Source organism: Dendrosporobacter quercicolus, from assembly GCF_900104455.1.
Lineage (GTDB): Bacteria > Bacillota > Negativicutes > DSM-1736 > Dendrosporobacteraceae > Dendrosporobacter > Dendrosporobacter quercicolus.
Map to the genome: position 1 here is coordinate 686,990 of NZ_FNHB01000001.1, position 19,532 is coordinate 706,521.

Genomic DNA, 19,532 nt, shown 5'->3' on the forward strand with positions numbered 1-19,532 from the left:
CCGACTATTTAAATATTTTTTCGCTTTTTAATATCTCGCCGATGTATTGACGGGCCCAGGCATCTGCGTGATTTAAATCAGTCAACGTTGGGCTGGCGATGACCTTATGCTTTGTGATTGCTTCATAGACCAATTCACTGATTGCTAAAAACGGCAGATTGCCCTTTAAGAAAGCATGGACGGCTACCTCATTGGCGGCATTGAAAACGCAGGGCAGCGTCCCCCCGTTTTTCCCCGCCTGATAAGCATATTTCAGCGCGGGAAACGTCATCATGTCGGGGTTTTCAAAGCTTAAGGCGGCCAGTTGGGCAAAATTCAGTTTAGGAAAGGCGGCCTTTACCCGCTCCGGATAAGTAAGCGCATATTGAATGGGTAATCGCATATCCGGCAGGCCAAGCTGGGCCATTACTGCCCCATCATGAAATTCCACCATGGAATGGATGATGCTTTGGGGATGAACGACTACATCAATATGCTCATAATCAATATTATACAGCCAACGGGCCTCAATTACTTCCAGTCCTTTATTCGCTAACGTAGCCGAATCAATCGTTATTTTTTGTCCCATTGACCAATTGGGATGACGTAAACATTCAGCCACCGTTACCGCTTTTAACTGTTCCCGCCCCATCCCCCGGAAGGGGCCGCCCGAAGCTGTCAAAATCAGACGCTCAACGCTTTCACTGCGTTCACCCTGCAGGCACTGAAACAAGGCGCTATGCTCACTGTCCACAGGCAGAATTTTAACCCCCCGGGCCTTTGCTGCCGCAGTTACCAGCTCACCGGCCGCCACCAAGGTTTCTTTATTGGCTAACGCAATATTTTTACCGGCCTGAATGGCGCCCAGCGTTGGCGCCAAACCGGCAAATCCCACCAGCGAGGTAACAACAGTCTGCACTTTGGGAACAATTGCGGCTTCCATTAAGCCCTCTTCACCGGTTAAAATGTTTGTTGCCCCCCGGTAACGGCGGATTAGCCGTGTTGCCGCGGCTTTATCCACCAGAACGGCTAAGTCGGGCTGAAATCGATTGATTTGTTCCTCCAACAGCCGGTCATTATGATAGGCAGCCAATGCACTAACCGAAAACCGGTCACGGTTAGCGGCTATTACCTCCAGTGTCTGTGTCCCGACAGATCCTGTACTACCTAAAATCGCTATATTCTGCATGATTACTCCTCAGCTATCCAGTACCGCTCAGTCCAATCCAAACCACCCGAACTGCCACAGTACTTGTATAATTAACAACTATTTGCTCTCGTGGCGGAAATTTCGCCCAAGGCTATACGATGAAGAATTGCATATAGTAATATACAACAGGAACGACAAACATGATGCTGTCAAACCGGTCCAGTATGCCGCCATGCCCCGGCAGTATATTGCCCGAATCCTTAACTCCGGCAAACCGCTTGATGGCGGATTCCGCCAGATCGCCCAGCGGAGCTGCCAGGCCGATCAACAGACCGATCATCACACTATGCAGCAGGGAAAATTTCAATAAAATTCCTAACAGAGCTATAACAATGATACCGCCGGCCGCACCGCCGACTGCGCCCTCAATGGTTTTACCAGGACTGATTGCAGGACATAATTTATGTTTGCCCAAATTTGAACCCACAAAGAAAGCAACCGTATCATTCGCCCAGGTGCCGATAAAAGCAATCCAGATAAAGACCGTCCCGGCCGATAAACTGCCCAGCATTGAACTTGCAATAACAATATGATCAGTAAACCGTAATAAAATCAAATGGGAAAATGCTAATCCGATATACACGATACCTAACAACGTAATTGCAGCATGCACAATGTTGTAATGCGAGTCAAACACAGTCTTGCCTATAGTTAATAACGTCAACAGCAATACCACCATATTGATTTCCTGGGAATTTCCGGCCCAGGAACAGCCTAGCAGCAGGATAATCCCGATTACACCCAGCTTATCCCATAAAATCAGCGATTTGGCGGCAAACATTTTACAAAATTCACGCCAGGCCAGCAGGGCAATTACTCCGGCGGCCAACGCAAACAGCCACTGTCCGTAATTGATGATATAGGTTGCGGCGATAACGCCGATGATCGCTGTTACGATCCGCTTGATTAACATGTTAAACACCTACTTAAACCTGTGCGCACCATCTTTGTTTACCCCTCCAAAACGTCTGTCCCGTTTCTGGTAATCGATAATTGCCTGGATCAAATGTTTTGGCTTAAAATCCGGCCAGTTGATGTCGGTAAACCAAAACTCGGCATAGGCTGACTGCCACAATAAAAAATTGCTGATTCTGAGATCGCCGCTTGGTCTGATCAGCAGATCCGGGTCAGGCAGTGCGGCGGTATACAAATGGTCCTGAATAGTATTATCTGTTATTTCTTCCGGTTTTAATGCGCCGGTTGCTACTTTTTCGGTAATTATCTGAACAGCGCGCGTAATTTCGGCCCGGCCGCCGTAATTGACAGCCAAGTTCAAAATCAAACCACCATTATGTAAAGTCCGCGCCTGAGCATTTTCAATTTTATGCTGTAAAGTCACAGCCAATTCATCAATCTTACCAATAAATTTTATTTGCACGTCATTTTGATGCAACTCATCAATTTCGCTATCAAGATACTCCGAAAACAAACTCATCAGGAAATTCACTTCTTCATCCGGCCGTTTCCAGTTCTCAGTAGAAAAAGCATACGCAGTTAGTACTTTGACCCCTAGCTCTGACGCCGCTTTCACGATATCGCGCAAGCTCTCCACGCCGGCCCGGTGGCCAAAAGTGCGCAGCAAACCTTTACGCTGGGCCCAGCGTCCATTGCCGTCCATAATAATGGCAATATGCCGGGGAACGCTCTCCCGTTTAATCAGATTTAAGCCAGGCGTATGAAAAACATCACTGGATTTACCAAACCATTTTTTCCACATATTGACCTCCATCTACCTTTAAGAAACTAAACCCCCTCTAACGAGGGGGTTTCCAATCATGGGGCCAAAATAGCACCAACTGGGCAAACCGCCGCACAGGCACCGCACTCAACACATTCGTCGGAAATCACATATTTGGAATCTCCTTCCGCAATAGCGCCTACGGGGCATGTACCAGCACAGGAACCACAGGAAATACATTCATCATTAATTGTATAAGCCATGACCTACAACACCTCCTTTCCCATCTTGGCAGCGGCAACCAGATGATAAACACCCTCCGGATCTATCCGCTGCCGGATCACATAAAGAGAATCGTCTGCCACAGTAAAAAAACTGCGGGTAGGACGAGTGATCTTAATGGTATATTGACAATTAAGCTCGCTGAGTTTATGCTTCGCCGTAAGCAGTGGCTGCGCCAATACATCCACTGTTTATACTTCCATGATTTCTTTTTCTTTAGTAGTCATCACCATATCAATTTCTTTAATATACCTGTCGGTAAGCTTCTGCATATCCTCTTGCGCTTTTTTTGTTTCGTCTTCCGAAATCATTTTGTCTTTTTCCAGTTTTTTTACAGAATCATTGGCGTCCCGCCTAATATTGCGGACAGCCACTCTGGCTTCCTCGGCCTTTTTATGAATAACCTTAGCCAGCTCAGTCCGGCGCTGCTGCGTAAGCTGCGGAATGGATAATCTGATAATTACGCCGTCACTGCTGGGCGTAAGCCCCAAATCCGATTTTAAAATTGCTTTCTCAATTGCCGCCAGCATTGTTTTTTCCCAGGGTTGAATCGTAATCATCCGGGGCTCAGGCACTGAAATATTGGCAACTTGATTGACTGGCGTAGGCGAGCCATAATAATCCACCGAAATTTTGTCCAGCAAAGCCGGTGTGGCCCGGCCAGCCCGCAAGGATGCCAATTCCCTGCGTAAAGCGTCAATTGCCTTTTTCATTTTTTCTTCTTGCGCACTAAAAATTTCTTTAACAGTCATTCTTATTATTCCCTCCAACCAGCGTGCCAATGTCATGACCAAGTGCGGCTTTTAAAATATTTCCGGGCTCATCAATACTAAAAACAATAATTGGTATTTTATTGTCCATACACAAGCTTGTCGCCGTTGAATCCATAACCCCCAGCCCGCGCTGCAATACCTCAATGTATTCCAGCTCTTTAAACTTCTTGGCTTCCGGATGATAACGGGGATCGGCATCATAAACGCCATCGGCGTTTTTCTTGGCCATTAGAATAACATCGGCCTCAATTTCAGCTGCCCGGAGCGCAGCTGTCGTATCTGTTGAAAAGTAGGGGTTGCCGGTTCCTGCAGCAAAAATCACCACTCGGCCTTTTTCTAAATGACGGATCGCTTTACGGCGAATATAAGGCTCGGCAACCTGCCGCATCTCAATCGCCGTCTGAACCCTGGTATCCACATCGCAATTTTCAAGTGCATCCTGCAAGGCCAGCGAATTCATCACTGTTGCCAGCATTCCCATATAGTCGGCGGTTGCCCGGTCCATTCCCTTAGCGCTGCCCGCCAAGCCGCGCCAAATGTTGCCGCCGCCTACAACAATAGCGACTTCCAGTCTGGTTGCCCGCACTTCTTTTATTTCACGGGCAATAGAATCAACTACCATTGGGTCAATACCGTAACCCTTTCCTCCAGCCAACGCCTCGCCACTTAATTTCAAAATGATGCGTTTATATTGTGCAGCGGCCAAAAATAAAACCCCCATCCTCGGTGAAATTCTACAAATTTGTTAATAATCCTCTTTTTGGAATTACTTTTAAAAATAAGAGAACACTTGCAGGTGTTCTCTTAGCTTTTTACAGCAGCCATTACTTCAGCAGCAAAATCATTTGATTTTTTCTCAAGTCCCTCGCCAAGCTGATATCTGGTAAATCGTCTCACCGATATGTTTTCGCCAATTTTGGAAATGCTTTCGTTAATTAATTGCGTAACCGTTCTATCAGGATCTTTTATAAAGGCCTGTTCTAACAAACAAACTTCTTTATAATATTTTTCGACCCGACCGGTAATCATTTTTTCAACGATATTGGCCGGTTTCCCTTCATTGAGGGCTTGTGCCCTTAATACTTCACGCTCATGTTCGACAATTTCGGCCGGTACTTCTTCACGGCGGACAAAGCTGGGATTAGCCGCAGCTATTTGCATTGCAATATCGCGGGCCAGCGCTTTAAAATTATCGGTTTTAGCGACAAAATCGGTCTCACAGTTGATCTCCACCAATACGCCAATGCGTCCGCCGCCATGTATGTAAGCTTCAACAACACCCTCGGCCGCTACCCGTCCGGCTTTTTTCGCCGCTGCCGCCAGACCCTTTTCCCGCAGGAAATCCACCGCTTTTTCCAAATCGCCCTTGGTCTCAGTCAAAGCCTTTTTGCAATCCATCATACCTGCACCGGTGCGTTCACGTAACTCTTTAACCATTTGAGCAGTTACCATTTGTATCCTCCTGTCTATTATTAAAGGTAAGGAAGCAGCTATGCTATTCCCTTACCTTTACTTATCAAAATTACTCAGCTGCGGCTAGCTGTTCGCCTTGACGGCCTTCCATCACAGCATCAGCCATTTTTGCCGTAAGCAGTTTGACCGCACGAATGGCGTCATCATTGCCGGGAATAATATAATCCACTTCATCAGGATCACAGTTAGTATCCACAATCGCAACGATAGGAATACCAAGCTTCCGGGCTTCGGCAACAGCAATCCGTTCTTTACGGGGGTCAATAATAAACAAGGCCCCGGGAAGCTTGTTCATGTTTTTGATACCGCCAAGAAACTTTTGCAATCTGTCCATTTCATGACGTAATGCAAGAACTTCCTTTTTGGGTAATACATCAAACAGACCGTTTTCTTCCATTTTTTCCAATTCGCGCAACCGGTTGATCCGTTTTTGAATGGTTTGAAAATTGGTCAGCATACCGCCCAGCCATCTTTCATTAACAAAATACATATCTGATCTGACGGCTTCTTCCTTTACGGCGTCCTGGGCCTGCTTTTTTGTGCCTACAAATAAAATGCTTTGACCCTGAGCCGCGATTTCGCGAACGAAATTATAGGCGTCTTCAACCTTTTTTACTGTCTTTTGCAAGTCAATAATGTAAATACCATTACGCTCAGTAAAAATGTAGGTAGCCATTTTAGGATTCCATCTTCTGGTTTGATGTCCAAAATGGACACCGGCTTCTAAAAGCTGTTTCATTGAAATAACTGACATCGTGCACCTCCTGTTAATTACCGCCGCATTTCGCATTTTTTGTTTTCACCAATTGGCACAGTACAAAATTGAAATGCGTGTGTTTTTTACACCAGGAATTAGTATAACATAACTTTATTTAGATAACAAGCTTCTTTGCCTACAATTTCATTGCTAGTTTGAATTTTTTTCTTGTTTTTTATGCAATTGGATCAGCAGCATAATGGCGCCCCGACCCATCCCGGTCGCCCTGGCTATTTCCGTAACATCGTACCCTTGTTCAGCCATTGTCAGAATTACATGCTTATGATTGCCGTCAGCCTGCGCCTTTCCTGCCGAGCGCGGGGCATCAACAATAGGGGCACAGGCTTTTTGCTTCGCTTCACCGCTGTCACTCAACAAGCTGTCTTCAGACTGGTAATAGGAGTATTTTTCATTATTTTCAGATAAATCCAGGGTCGTCTGCTTCCTGGCAGCGCGCCGGTCAACTTCCGCCAGCTTCTTATCTAACAGGGCTATTTTGTCATCAGCTTCAGAAATTAAGTATTCGAGCTGGCTAATATGCAGCTCCATCCGTTTAACAACCTGATCAGCCGTATGTTCAAGCTCATCCTGCAATTCCTTGGTAGATCCTGAAAGATTTTTCAACCTTACGCGATAAAGCATTTCCCGTTTGTAAATAAAAACCAGGCTAAGGGCAATTATCACTACTAGCAAACTTATTCCCGCAATCATACAGCACCTCAACAGATTGAAATTACATCGTTATGTTTTAATATCAATAAACCGTCCGCACAGCTGTCCTTTAGCGGCATTTTGATTCTCTTCGGCACTTTCCGAACGCAGATCAATACCGGCCTGTTTACGCGGCTGCCGGTTCCGGCGTGAACCCTGGCGTTTTTCCCGGGCATCTTCTTCTCTTTGAACCTTCCCGCCTTCATTCTTTTTGGTATTCTGCACTTGATTGAGTTGTTGTTCAGACATTTTTTGAATTTTTTCCGCTCCATATTGCTGCTGAACTACAGATTGTTGATTCAATGAAGCCTGGCTTTTACCGACTTCGGTAGTTTTAGGGATAAGCACTTGCAAATCAACAGACCGAATATTCATCATTGCACCACCAAATAAGTTTGATTTACCGGCGTACCAGATTAGAACGGGCCAATTTTTATATCGCCGTCTTCAGCATAAAAAGAGCTATGGCTCAATTGCTCGCGAACAGGCTTAATCAGAGCGCCGACAACAATTTTAACCCCGGGATAAACGACATCGGACACCCGGATCCGGCCATGCTTCAGTTCTTCCAATGCCAGCTCAATTTCAGCAACCCGGTTGCGTCTGGCCGTAACCTGTCCAACCAGATGAAACTGTGATTTAGTCAGTTTCAACAACATTTCCCGCTTTTCAGACGGCATGGCGTTTTGATTCATTGATTTTAGTATGGTTAACGCTTTTTGGGTTTGATCCAAAGAAAGCTCCAATTGCTTAATTTCTTTACGGATCAGCTTATATTCCTCGCGCATTACCGGGTTTACGCCAACCTCCAGCTCGGTATTGGTTGCCATTTGCGTGCCAGCTGTTTTTGCCACAATTTCTTCCCCGGCAACAATCCGTCCGCCGGAAATCAGACCGCGCCGGCCCTGGACAATGACCCGCTTGCCGGCATTTATTTTGGAGTGAAAAACCACTTCGCTGACAATGACATCATTGCCGGCATATACCGTGCCATTCTCAATAAATTTCGCTACAACATCGCCACTGGCTTTGACATAGCCACGGCCCATTCCCTGAATGCCCATTTTAATTACAATACTCTTGCCTTCAACAATCCCGCCGCTCACGGTTCCAAATATTTCAACATTTCCGCCGGCTTTAATGGTAAAACCGGACTGGACCGATCCTCTGACCGTAACATTGCCAATAAAATCAATGTTGCCGGTCGATAAGTCCACATCACCTTTAATCTCAATTACCGGCAGTACATTGATTTTATGATTGATCATTTGCAATTGCCCGGCAATGGCGGCAACAACCTTTGTTTGATCAAGCACCTGTGTATTCTTGCCGACAGGAAACGGTATATCCTTGCCTGGTTTAGGTTTAACGGAATTGCCCAGAACATCGGTTCCGGGCGACCCGGGGGTGGCCGGTATTTTCTCGGCCAGCACATCTCCTTGTTGTACGGTGGTGAATAAATTTAAATTACGAAAATCCACTTTGCCGTTTTCAAGCTCGGCCGGCTTGGCATTGGTTTCCAAATCAACATAATATTGAATATAGGCATTGTTCCCATTCTGCGGAGGCTTGCCTTTAGCCACGGTCATTTCAGCGGCAGCGCCCACTAACCGCTGCAACGCCTCATAATCTACGCCGAAAACAATACCCTTGCTTTGAATTTTTTCGACAATTGCTTCCAGACAGGGTGGTTTGCTTTTCTCAGGTCTTACAATTTTCACAGTTGCTTCCATGCGGTCACGGCTGATGAGCACCTGGATATCAGGCTCACCCTCATACTCCGGCGCTTCAGCTATTTTCACCGGCTCGCCGGCAGCCTCTCTAACAGTCTTAATTAACAATGCATAATTATATTCGGTAATACACTGCTTTTTTAATTCCTGAATGATGACCGCCTCATTTACCGGATTGCCCTGCTCGGTCTTAGGAGAGTATACTGCCAGCTGTACGCCCCGCTCTTCAATTGCCAGGGAATAGTACCCGTCGACCTGCTCCTCTCCACCGTCTTGGGCCTGTGTTAAAACTTGATCTTGCATACGCATTCACCTCCCACCTATGTACCATTAAATCAAACTTGATTTAATGCGGGACAATGATCCTCTTAATCGAAAAACAGCCTTGGTATGTAATTGGGAAATTCTAGCTTCGGATAACTTTAAAATTAAACTGATTTCCTTCAGCGTCAACCCTTCATAGTAATACAGGGTAATGACCAGTCTTTCCTTCTCCGACAATTTTTCAATTGCCTTGGTCAGCGTGTGTTTTACTTCCTCAGTTTCAACATTATGCGATGGATTTAGCTGTTGATTGGAAACCGGCTCGGATTTCGCAAATTCTTCCAAAGGTATGACTGTAGCTGCGTTTAGCTGATGCAGTAATCCATTTAGTTCGCTTAGCGTGATATTAAGGGCAGAGGCTATTTCCGGGTCGCTGGCTGACCGCCCCAGCTTATGTTCGAGCCTGGCCACCGCTTGTTCATATTGCTTGGCCTTCTGACGCAAGGTTACCGGTACCCAGTCCTGAGCTCTGATCGCGTCAAGGATTGAGCCGCGAATTCTGGCGACAGCATAGGTTTCAAATTTAATGCCGCGGGCAGGATCAAAACGCTCAATCGCCTCCAGCAAGCCAAAAAAACCATTGCTGATTAAATCATCCTTGTCCACATGCTGCGGCAGGCCAATCGCCAAACGTCCGGCAACCAGTCTTACCAACCCTAAATAGTGCTGCACAAGCTGTTCACGAATCTCAATGCTTTTACTCTGCTGGTAAGCAATCCATAAATGATCACATTCCACCAACGGGCGGCTAATTTTTACATTCATTATAAAATACCCCCAACTGAACTAAACGCAGTCAATCTTTAGATGAAGAAATATGCTCGAATTTATCAGGGGTAAACGGATCAAACGCAGGATCCCCAGACGGCTCGCCATCGTCCTGCTCATGAGTGGCCGGTTCTGCCGAAGACTTAAGGTTACTTGACTTTGCCGCCAGCCAGTTTCCCGTCAATCCCGCTAATAAATAACCCAATAAGCCAAAGATGCTTACTGATATCACACTGCGATAAAGTATTGTTGTAGGTCTGGCCTCATTCATAACGCTGATAACAAAAGTAGCAATGCCGACAAACAAAGCCAGGCAACCTGCAAATCGTAATCTAAACACGCTGGACCTCCTACTTAAAGTTCTTTTTCGCCTTTATCAATCGTTTTTATGCGATAAATGCCCGCATCCAGTTTCAGTTCAACCGTCCGTCCATAGTTGCCGCCGGTATCGTCAGCGATAATTTTTACATCAATTTTTTTCAATACCGCTTTTACCGCCTCGGTATTGCGTTCACCAACCCGCATAATATCAGTCGCATTGGCAAAAGTAAACATCTGAGCGCCGCCGGCAATTTTAGCGGCAATACGAAATTTCATGGCGCCCAGCTTGAGCATATCGCTTAGCATTAAAGGCAAGGCCGTGTCAGCAAATTTGGCCGGATTGTCAGTTGAGCGGGCCTGCGTACTGTCCGGCAGCATAATATGAGCTAAACCGCCAATTTTGGTGACAGGATCATATAAAGCAATGCCAACGCAAGAGCCCAGCCCATAACTAATTAAGCTGGCCGGATTACGGCCAACCTTATAGTCAGCCATTCCCACTTTGATCAGCTCCGACATTATTCCTTCACCCCTATTGCGGTCAAAATGGTATTCAGTGAGCCGGGATCGGGAATGAGGAAAAAATGTCCTTTTACGCCATCAGCATCGGTGGTAAATTCAGTTTCAATGACCAGGGCATGATCACCCATCTGGCCTAATTGAATCAATACCACGCTTAAAATAGCTCCTGCCATATCCATCGCCAAAGCAGGAATAGACGGAAGCAGCGTTAACTTAGTAAAATGCGACAAGGCATTTAAATAAGCTCCCGCCAAAATATTGCCAATTTCCATCAGCGCCGATTCATCCATCGAACTCAGGGACTCCGTAAAGCCATGCTTTCGCCCCATCAGCATATCAGCCAAATAAAACGCGCTTTTCCGCGGCAGTAGAAACAGAATACTGCCTGGCGCCAAACCGTAAACCCTGAGAAAAACGCCCACCACCATGACATCAGGACCACCAACGACGTCAGGCACATCGCCCAGTGGCATGATGGACACCCGGGGAACGGCCATATCTATTTTTCGGTCAATAATCTGCGATAAAGCAGTCGCTGAATTGCCCGCTCCAACGTTGCCGATTTCCCGTAAAGCATCCAACTGCAGGGCTGATAAATTTAATATATCTTCGGACAACTAGTCCACCTCATTCACTGGAGTTTTTCAATATTAGCTCACTTTCGCCTCTTGGCCATTGCCAATAATCGCTTCCAGGTTTAATAAAATCAACAACCGGTTGTCAAGCTTGCCAACGCCGCTGATAAAATGGGCGGCAACGCCACCGACAACAGCATCGGGATCTTCAATGTTCGCCTGATTGATTGCCAGAACTTCGGAAACGGCATCAACCAGCATGCCGACGACAATTTCATCAACTTTAACAATAATAATCCTGGTGTTGTCGGTATGGGTTTGCCCCGGCAAATTCAATCGTTTTTTTAAATCAACGACCGGTAAAACACTGCCGCGCAGATTGATTACCCCGGTAATATAATCTGGCGTGTGCGGCACCCTGGTAATCTCTGTCAGCCGCTTGATTTCCTGCACCTGCAGAATGCTTACGCCATACTCTTCCCGTCCCAGTTTAAACACAACCAGTTGCACTTCATCATTTGAATAGGTCTTTTCCGCCATGCTCATCACCCCTAATTATTTTGCATTAACGCCCCGATATCCAAAATTAGCGCCACTTGCCCGTTGCCCAGAATGGTGGCCCCGGCCATTACTTTAATACCGGCAAGCAGTTTACCTAATGATTTAATGACAATCTCCTGCTGCCCAATCAAATTGTCGACAATGACCCCCGCCTTATGCTCACCCATATGGACAATAACGACAAACAGCTCCTCTTGCGCACTTTCGGCGGCTTCGGGTGCGCCAAGCAGCTTAGCCAGTCGGATGATCGGTATAATTTGTCCCCGTAATAAAATTACTTCCTGGCTTTGAATTGTTTTTATATCTTCCGGAACAACATTAATGGTACTGTCAATGGACCCCAGCGGTATGGCGTAAATCTCTTCACTGACCTTGACCAGCAAGGCCTGGATAATCGCCAGTGTCAGCGGCAGTCTAATCTTAAATTTGCTGCCCTCATTCAGTTTGGTTTCAACGTCAACCATCCCGCCGAGAGATTCAATTTTATTTTTCACCACATCCATGCCAACCCCGCGGCCGGAAACGTCAGTTAATACATCAGCCGTCGAAAACCCAGGCAAAAACACCAGTCTTACCGCATCAGACGGCTCCATTTTATCCGCTTCCGCCTGAGTAATCAGACCTTTATCCAAGGCTTTCCTTTTGACAATGTCCGGATTAATTCCTTTTCCGTCATCTTCAACAATAATGATGACATTGTTGCCTTCATGCCGGGCAATCAGACGAATTTCGCCAATCGGGCTCTTGCCGTTGGCCTGACGCTCATTGGGGTGCTCAATGCCATGATCAATCGCATTGCGCAGCAGATGGACCAGCGGGTCGCCGATTTCATCAATCACAGTCCGGTCCAGTTCAGTTTCCTCACCTTGAATCAGCAGGTTTACTTCTTTATTTAAATCCCGTGACAAATCACGCACCATCCGGGGAAACCGGTTGAATACCTGACCAACAGGCACCATGCGCACCTTCATCACCACAGTCTGCAAATCAGTGGTAACCCGGTCCATCTGCTCGATTGTCTCAACCAAATCGGTTAAGCGATGTGTGATGCCAATTTGTTCCAGCCTGGTTTTATTAATAACCAGTTCGCCGACAAGATTCAGCAGCGAATCCAATTTATCAATATCAACCCGCACCGATTGACCGCTTTTCATTTTCTTGTCGCCATTATTGGCCGGATTCGGCGGCTGGGATTTTTCAGCCTTGATGGACGGCGCAAGAGCGGCGGCGATTTCCTGTTTTGCCGCAGGCGCGGGAACCGTCTGATCCGCGACGGCGTCAGCACCTTCGCATACGCGAATATCAGCAGTTTCCACTTCAGATATCCCCAATACCGTTTGCTGGACTTTCTCCAGTTCAGCGCCGGTTAACAGCAATACCTGAAAATGATGATCAAAATTTTCCTTTTCCAAATCTTCCGTACTTGGTTCGGATTTGATAATTTCGCCCAGTTCTTCTAAAGCGTTAACCACCATATAGGCCCGAGCCGATTTAAGCAGGCAGCCTTCACGCAAGCCGACATGAATTTCCAAGGCCTGCAAGCCGGTCGCTTTCGCCGTTTTAACAATCAGTGTCTCGGTTTCATTCAATGGCAGTTGTAAATTATCGCAAGCCTGAACCTCATCTTCCGAAGGCAGCGGCTCACCTTTCGCCAGCTTGGTCAAACGGTCTAATAATGACTTAATATCCAGCCCTGCGTCGTTTCCGCTGGCTACGTTTTCTACCAGTTGTTCCAAAGTATCAACGCATTTAAAAACAGTATCAATAATTTCATGCGTAGCCTTGAGCTGGCCCTTGCGCAGCAAGTCCAGGATGTTCTCCATTTCATGCGTCAGTTCGGCTATCGCCGTAAAACCCATCGTCGCGGACATCCCCTTTATGGTGTGAGCGCTGCGGAAAATCTCATCCAATACCGATAAATTTTCCGGATCGTTTTCCAGCTCCAGCAGACAACTGTTCAGCGTTTGTAAATGTTCGCGGGATTCTTCCAAAAACATCCCCATATACTGGTTCGTGTCCATCATAATTCCCCCATATTATTTGGTAACAGCTTTAATTATTTCAGCTGCAATTGTATGAATTGGCGCAACTTTATCAATTACACCCAATTCAATAGCAGACTTTGGCATTCCAAAAACAACTGCAGTTGACTGATCCTCAGCAATCGTATACCCGCGTTGATTTTTTATGGCTTGCATTCCTTTAGCGCCATCGTGCCCCATCCCCGTAAGAATTACGCCAACTACTTTGTCGCCATACACCCTGGCTGCCGAATCAAACATCGGATCGACAGCCGGACGGTGACCGCCGACCGGCGGGCTTTGATTTAGCTTCAGACATCTTTTACCGCCACTGTTTTCAATTGTCAGGTGATAGTCGCCGGGAGCAATATACACCATGCCTGCCTGAATATGGTCATTTTGTTCCGCTTCTTTGACGGTCAGCGAGGATATGGAATTTAATCTTTCCGCCAGCGATTTGGTAAACCCGGGCGGCATATGCTGAACAATGACAACGCCGCAAGGCAGATTTGCCGGCAATTTCGTAATGATTTCCTGTAATGCTCTGGGGCCGCCGGTTGACGTTCCGATGGCGATAAGCTTATCATTAGGAAATTGTTTGAATGAAACAAGCGTACCGGCCGCTGGACTTTTCAGTACAGGTACAGCCAAGCGTGCAACATTTACGCGAACCGCCAAACGGCATTTGGTAAGTAATTCAGCACTTATGCCGGAAATATTAGAAATCGGCCCGGATACTTTTGCGACAAAATCGACTGCGCCCAGCGCCAATGCCCGGATCGTGGCCTCAGCGCCGGCTTGGGTCAGGCTGCTGACCATGACCACCGGAGTCGGAGTTTCCCGCATGATGGTTTCTAACGCTTGTATTCCATCCATGACCGGCATCTCAACATCCATGGTTACCAGATCAGGTTTGAGCCGCTTTACCTTATCAACCGCATCTTTCCCGTTACGGGCCGTATCGACAACGGTAAAATCGTTCTCGCCTGCAAATAAATCAGATAACATTTTCCGCATAAATGCTGAATCATCAACAATAAGTACTCTGATCACAGTGCCACCTCTCTTCCCCCTAAAGACCTTTCTGGCGTTCTTCCACCTGTTTTTTAAAAATATACTTAATGATTTTGCTGCGGATATTTTCAGGAATATCCAGAAACTTGGTTCCCACCCAGAAGATCGGCAAATCAGCCTGCGGCTGATCAATTCGTACAACTTCGCTCGACAATTCCAGCGGACCAATGCCGGGCAAATCAATCATCACCTTTAATTTGGAACCTAACGGAACGGGATTTTTGGTAATAATTCTTACTCCGCCGCCGCTGATGTCCCTGATCGTTGAACTGATCAGGGGATCATCCTCTGTTTCAGTAAGAAACTGCCACCGGACAGGCATTGAAGAATCCAGCCTGACGAACGCCCGCTGTTGAATCTTCTTAATGTCCGCCGGCCTCGATACCAGCCAGACCGGAATAGGATTCAGACGTTTATCAATAAAGGTGCAGGTAAGTTGATAAGCACTCTGATGTACAACCAATCTGGCAAAAAACTTACTGCCATGATTGAGTATAATTGGCTGTCCCTTGGTCATCGGCATGGCAATGACCAGATGATCGTCATGGACCTCTTCGATCCGGCTGGCAAACTTCTTGCCGGGAACAGCCGCCAGCATGATTTCTAACCGTTGATTTACTTGAAGCACATTTTCAAAATTTGTTTGCTCAAATTTATTCACTGCGGACCCCCTATCGTAAAACTGCTTGCGCTGCTTACCGGTTCCAAAACCCCAGCACTTTATGAAAAAAGCCTTTTATTCCTTGTGGCGCTGCCGGCGTACGATGATTTATAAGCTGGCCGGCAATCGTTTTAATACAACGCGAGGCGATTGTGCCGGGATAAGCCAGCAGCACCGGCTGTTGTTTTTTGACCGCCCTGACCAGATTGCTGTCTTCATAGATAACACCCAGGCTGTCGACCGACAACGCCAAAAAACGGGCTGCCGCATTCATTAGCCTGGCCTTGACCATTTCACCCTCCGCAATCTCAGTAACTCTGTTCACCACTAATTTTAGTGAGGCAGTCCCCTGATAGGAGCTGTAAGTTTTGAGCATGGCATAGGCATCTGTCAAGGCAGTAGGCTCAGGTGTTGTAATCAGTATTACTTCATCGGCGGCCAGCACAAAATTGATGACATTACGGCTGACGCCGGCGCCGGTATCGATTAAAATAATATCCGCCCAACTGTCAAACAGCGCTATTTTATTGATCAGCCTGGCAAGCTGTATCTCATCCAGATTGGCCAAACGCTGAATGCCCGACCCGCCGGACAGGTACCTGATGCCTTCAGGACCATCAGCAATAACGTCGGCAATGGGCAGTTGATCGTCTATAATATGTAATAAACTATAAGAGGAAGTGCAGCCTAAAACCACATCGACATTTGCCGCGCCTAAATCGGCGTCGATAACTAAAATCTTTTGTCCCAGCCTGGCCAGGGCAACCGCAAGATTGACCGTGAAATTGGTCTTGCCGACTCCGCCTTTACCACTGGTGATGGTAATGACCCGCGTATTGTTTTTTCCGTTGTCTGATGACTTCCCAACTGCGCCCTGGGAAGTTTGCACTAACTGTCGTAATTTCTCGGCTTGATCATGCATACATTCAATCCCTCAAAATCAGCTCGGCCAGTTTTCGCGGGTCGGCCAGTTCAATATCATCCGGTACGGCCTGACCATTGGTAATATAAGAAAGGGTCGCCGGAAACTGATGCAGCAGGTTAATCATGGTTCCGACATTGCTGGCTTCATCTACCTTGGTAAATAAAAACTTTTGCGGCGAACAAACGGAAAACTTGGTTGCAATATCCAAAGCATCTTTATATTTTGTTGTTGTGCTTAAAACCAAATGGGTTTCTATATCCGGGGCAACTTCCAAAAACGCTTTGAGTTCGGCAATCTGGTAATGGTTACGCGGGCTGCGCCCCGTTGTATCAATTAAAATCAACTGCTTATCCTGGTTTTTCGCTAAAACGGCTTTTAATTCAGCCGGACTATAGACAATATCAATGGGGACACCGATGATGTCGGAGTAGGTTTTTAATTGCTCAACCGCCGAAATACGATAAGTGTCGGCAGCCACCATTGCCACCTTATACCCCTTGATAATCGAAAAATGCGCCGCCAGCTTGGCAATGGTCGTTGTCTTGCCCACTCCGGTGGGACCAATAAAAGCTACGGCTTTGCTGCCGGCTGCCGGAACATTGATGCCTTCAACCCGCTTAAAAAACTCAACAATACGTTCCCTCAATACGCCTTGGGCAGTCAAAGGATCGGTCAAATCAACGGAATCGCCAATATCGCTAAGCAAACTCTCAGCAACAGCCAATTCCACATCATTTTTCATCAGTAAATCAAGGAGCGGTCCATTCCTGCTGCCGGTCTGGGGCATTTTATGCAAGACCTGCTCCAGCATTTTACGCATACCGGCCAATTCAAATTGCAGGGCTGAAGGCTTCGGACTATTCTCAACCGGCGGCGGGGGTTGAACATAGTCAACCGGCGGCGCCGGTTTCCTGCCGGTGGCAGCCGGAGCAGAATCTGTCGCCGCCATTACCTCAACCATCTCCTTGCCCCACCAGCCCAAAAAGCCGCCTTTTTTAAAACGGCGGGTCTGTAAGATAACAGCATCCCGGCCCAGCTCCTGTTTCACCTGATTCATTGCATCCTGCATCGTTGCTGATGTAAATACTTTAACCTTCATGATGTTTTCACCATTCCTAACGCCTGTACCTCAACTTTAGCTTCCAGCTCAGCATACGAAAGCACAACCAAACCAGGGGCAACCCGTTCAGTCAGCTTACGGAAATAAAGCCTCACTGCAGGACTGGTAAGCACAATGGGCTGATAGCCTAAATTCGTTAATTTAGGCAATTCGCTATTTAAACTGCCAACCATAGCTTGCATGAGATTAGGTTCCAGAACGACATAGGAACCGCTTTCCGACCGCTGAACCGACGACGATATGGTATTTTCCAGCTGCGGATCAACCGTAATGCAAGTCAGGATGTTATTCTGAACATACTGCCGTGATATTTGACGGGCCAGCGCGTGACGAACATATTCACCCAAAATTTCAGTATCTTTAGTCAGGTGGGCGAAATCAGCCAGCGTTTCCATAATTGTGACCATATCCCTGATGGAAATGCGCTCCCGGAGCAGCCCGGCCAGCACTTTTTGAATCTCACCGACCGACAGCAGGTTAGGCGTTAATTCTTCCACAACGGTGGGATTATTTTGCTTAACACTGTCAATCAGGTTCTGCGTTTCCTGCCGGCCTAGAATCTCAGCGGCATGGGCCTTGATGACTTCGGTAAGATGAGTAGCCAGAACAGAAACAGGATCAACAACGGTATAGCCGGCCAGCTCGGCCTGCTCACGCGCCGCATCCTGCACCCATAAGGCCGGTAAGCCAAATGCCGGCTCAACGGTCTCAATGCCATTGATTTCCTCCAGGGTTGTGCCTGAATTCATTGCTAAATAATGATCAAGTAGTAATTCGCCTTTGGCTATTTCTATTCCTTTTAATTTTATCATATAAGAATTCGGTTTCAGCTGAATATTATCGCGAATACGGATGGTTGGCACAACCAGACCCATTTCCAGGGCACATTGACGGCGAATCATAACAATACGGTCCAGCAAATCGCCGCCCTGCCCTAAATCGACCAGTGGAATTAAACTATAACCGATTTCCAGCTCCATTGGATCAATTTGCAGCAAGGCCACAATATTCTCAGGCTTTCTGACCTCTTCCTTTTCCTGCGCTTCTATTTGGGATATTTCGGACTGAACAGCATCGCGGGCCGATTGATACAGCTGATAACCCACCGCCGCCGAGATTGCCCCCAGCGTAAAAAACGGGACGCCGGGCAGGCCGGGAACCAGACCAAGCAGGACCAGTACGCCTCCGGCGATAAAGAATACCCGCGGATTTGTAAAAATCTGGCCGATAATATCCTGGCCCAGATTGGAATCAGATGCCGCCCTGGTAACAACAATACCGGTCGCCGTTGAAATCAAGAGCGCCGGAATCTGATTTACCAGCCCCTCACCGACAGTAAGCAGAGTATAGCTTTGCAGGGCATGCAGAACATCCATATTGCGTTGCACCATACCGATAAAGAAACCGCCGACAATATTGATAATAATAATAATGATAGCGGCAATGGCGTCCCCTTTAACAAACTTGCTGGCGCCATCCATCGCTCCGTAAAAATCGGCTTCCCGCTGAATTTTCTTGCGGCGCTCTCTGGCTTCGTTATCGGTAATTGCCCCGGAATTTAAATCGGCGTCAATGCTCATTTGTTTGCCAGGCATGGCATCCAGCGTAAACCGGGCGGCAACCTCAGCGACCCGTTCAGCCCCTTTGGTGATCACAATAAACTGAATGATAATCAAGATAACAAATACAATAAACCCGACAACGGCATTGCCGCCAACAACAAAGTTGCCAAACGCCATGATTACCTCTCCGGCATAGCCATCCAGCAAAATCAGCCTGGTCGATGAAACGTTAAGCGCTAACCGGAACAAAGTCGTGATCAGCAACAGCGAGGGAAAGATGGAGAATTGCAGCGGTTCGACATTATAAATGGCTACCATGACAATAATCAAAGCAAATGTGATATTCAGCGACAGCAGTAAATCCAGCAAAAATGGCGGAAGCGGGATAATCATCATCACCACAATGGTGATAATTGCCAGAGCCACAAGAATGTCGCTATATTTTTTGAGGGCTCCAAAAGGCGTTGTTTGTGCAGCCAAATTCATTCGCTCCTTGTGTGTA

Annotated in this window: 23 protein-coding genes; all 23 read right to left on the reverse strand. The window is 47.0% G+C overall.

The features are described 5' to 3' along the window. Window positions 1-4: 4 nt before the first annotated feature. Window positions 5-1,168: a 1-deoxy-D-xylulose-5-phosphate reductoisomerase gene (locus BLR06_RS03320; RefSeq protein WP_092068255.1), complete on the reverse strand. Its 1,164-nt coding sequence runs from the start codon at window positions 1,166-1,168 to the stop codon at window positions 5-7. A gap of 112 nt (window positions 1,169-1,280) precedes the next feature. Next, entirely contained in the window at window positions 1,281-2,102 is an 822-nt protein-coding gene (locus tag BLR06_RS03325; RefSeq protein WP_092068257.1) for a phosphatidate cytidylyltransferase, read from the reverse strand. A 9-nt stretch (window positions 2,103-2,111) separates the two neighbouring features. Further along, the gene (locus BLR06_RS03330) at window positions 2,112-2,906 is read right to left on the reverse strand and encodes an isoprenyl transferase (protein ID WP_092068259.1); all 795 of its coding nucleotides are present in this window, start codon (window positions 2,904-2,906) and stop codon (window positions 2,112-2,114) included. 56 nt (window positions 2,907-2,962) lie between these two features. Continuing rightward, a complete protein-coding gene (locus tag BLR06_RS03335; RefSeq protein WP_092068261.1) occupies window positions 2,963-3,130 on the reverse strand; it encodes a DUF362 domain-containing protein in 168 nt (55 codons plus the stop codon). A gap of 3 nt (window positions 3,131-3,133) precedes the next feature. Then, on the reverse strand, window positions 3,134-3,337 hold the full coding sequence (locus BLR06_RS03340) for a hypothetical protein (protein WP_092068263.1): 204 nt from the start codon (window positions 3,335-3,337) through the stop codon (window positions 3,134-3,136). Between the two features lie 3 nt (window positions 3,338-3,340). Beyond that, a complete protein-coding gene (frr, locus tag BLR06_RS03345) occupies window positions 3,341-3,901 on the reverse strand; it encodes a ribosome recycling factor (protein ID WP_092068265.1) in 561 nt (186 codons plus the stop codon). Then, the gene (gene pyrH, locus BLR06_RS03350; RefSeq protein ID WP_422699802.1) at window positions 3,891-4,643 is read right to left on the reverse strand and encodes a UMP kinase; all 753 of its coding nucleotides are present in this window, start codon (window positions 4,641-4,643) and stop codon (window positions 3,891-3,893) included. Before pyrH ends, frr begins: the two co-directional genes overlap by 11 nt. An 83-nt stretch (window positions 4,644-4,726) precedes the next feature. After that, the gene (gene tsf, locus BLR06_RS03355; RefSeq protein ID WP_173812569.1) at window positions 4,727-5,374 is read right to left on the reverse strand and encodes a translation elongation factor Ts; all 648 of its coding nucleotides are present in this window, start codon (window positions 5,372-5,374) and stop codon (window positions 4,727-4,729) included. A gap of 70 nt (window positions 5,375-5,444) precedes the next feature. Next, entirely contained in the window at window positions 5,445-6,149 is a 705-nt protein-coding gene (rpsB, locus tag BLR06_RS03360; RefSeq protein ID WP_092068270.1) for a 30S ribosomal protein S2, read from the reverse strand. Between the two features lie 153 nt (window positions 6,150-6,302). After that, the gene (locus tag BLR06_RS03365; RefSeq protein ID WP_422699815.1) at window positions 6,303-6,836 is read right to left on the reverse strand and encodes a DUF6115 domain-containing protein; all 534 of its coding nucleotides are present in this window, start codon (window positions 6,834-6,836) and stop codon (window positions 6,303-6,305) included. 57 nt (window positions 6,837-6,893) lie between these two features. Continuing rightward, the gene (locus BLR06_RS03370; RefSeq protein ID WP_139164431.1) at window positions 6,894-7,241 is read right to left on the reverse strand and encodes a hypothetical protein; all 348 of its coding nucleotides are present in this window, start codon (window positions 7,239-7,241) and stop codon (window positions 6,894-6,896) included. Window positions 7,242-7,279: 38 nt separating this feature from the next. Further along, window positions 7,280-8,899, reverse strand: coding sequence for a DUF342 domain-containing protein (locus BLR06_RS03375; RefSeq protein WP_245698000.1), 1,620 nt, complete (start codon window positions 8,897-8,899; stop codon window positions 7,280-7,282). Window positions 8,900-8,926: 27 nt separating this feature from the next. Continuing rightward, entirely contained in the window at window positions 8,927-9,685 is a 759-nt protein-coding gene (locus BLR06_RS03380) for a FliA/WhiG family RNA polymerase sigma factor (RefSeq protein ID WP_173812571.1), read from the reverse strand. A gap of 31 nt (window positions 9,686-9,716) precedes the next feature. Further along, complete coding sequence (locus tag BLR06_RS03385) at window positions 9,717-10,028, reverse strand: hypothetical protein (protein ID WP_092068280.1); 312 nt, start codon at window positions 10,026-10,028, stop codon at window positions 9,717-9,719. A 14-nt stretch (window positions 10,029-10,042) separates the two neighbouring features. After that, window positions 10,043-10,528: a chemotaxis protein CheD gene (locus tag BLR06_RS03390; protein ID WP_092068282.1), complete on the reverse strand. Its 486-nt coding sequence runs from the start codon at window positions 10,526-10,528 to the stop codon at window positions 10,043-10,045. Beyond that, on the reverse strand, window positions 10,528-11,148 hold the full coding sequence (locus BLR06_RS03395) for a chemotaxis protein CheC (RefSeq protein ID WP_092068284.1): 621 nt from the start codon (window positions 11,146-11,148) through the stop codon (window positions 10,528-10,530). Before BLR06_RS03395 ends, BLR06_RS03390 begins: the two co-directional genes overlap by 1 nt. Before the next feature lie 33 nt (window positions 11,149-11,181). Then, a complete protein-coding gene (locus BLR06_RS03400) occupies window positions 11,182-11,646 on the reverse strand; it encodes a chemotaxis protein CheW (protein ID WP_092068286.1) in 465 nt (154 codons plus the stop codon). A gap of 11 nt (window positions 11,647-11,657) precedes the next feature. Continuing rightward, on the reverse strand, window positions 11,658-13,691 hold the full coding sequence (locus tag BLR06_RS03405; RefSeq protein WP_092068288.1) for a chemotaxis protein CheW: 2,034 nt from the start codon (window positions 13,689-13,691) through the stop codon (window positions 11,658-11,660). A gap of 12 nt (window positions 13,692-13,703) precedes the next feature. Continuing rightward, window positions 13,704-14,741, reverse strand: a complete 1,038-nt coding sequence (locus tag BLR06_RS03410; RefSeq protein ID WP_092068290.1) for a protein-glutamate methylesterase/protein-glutamine glutaminase — start codon at window positions 14,739-14,741, stop codon at window positions 13,704-13,706. A gap of 19 nt (window positions 14,742-14,760) precedes the next feature. Next, a complete protein-coding gene (locus BLR06_RS03415) occupies window positions 14,761-15,423 on the reverse strand; it encodes a flagellar brake protein (RefSeq protein WP_092068293.1) in 663 nt (220 codons plus the stop codon). A 34-nt stretch (window positions 15,424-15,457) separates the two neighbouring features. Then, the gene (locus BLR06_RS03420) at window positions 15,458-16,345 is read right to left on the reverse strand and encodes a MinD/ParA family protein (RefSeq protein ID WP_092068295.1); all 888 of its coding nucleotides are present in this window, start codon (window positions 16,343-16,345) and stop codon (window positions 15,458-15,460) included. Window positions 16,346-16,349: 4 nt separating this feature from the next. Further along, window positions 16,350-17,447: a flagellar biosynthesis GTPase FlhF gene (gene flhF, locus BLR06_RS03425; protein ID WP_092068297.1), complete on the reverse strand. Its 1,098-nt coding sequence runs from the start codon at window positions 17,445-17,447 to the stop codon at window positions 16,350-16,352. After that, window positions 17,444-19,510, reverse strand: coding sequence for a flagellar biosynthesis protein FlhA (flhA, locus tag BLR06_RS03430; RefSeq protein ID WP_092069827.1), 2,067 nt, complete (start codon window positions 19,508-19,510; stop codon window positions 17,444-17,446). The genes flhF and flhA overlap by 4 nt, the downstream gene beginning before the upstream one ends. Between the last annotated feature and the right edge of the window lie 22 nt (window positions 19,511-19,532).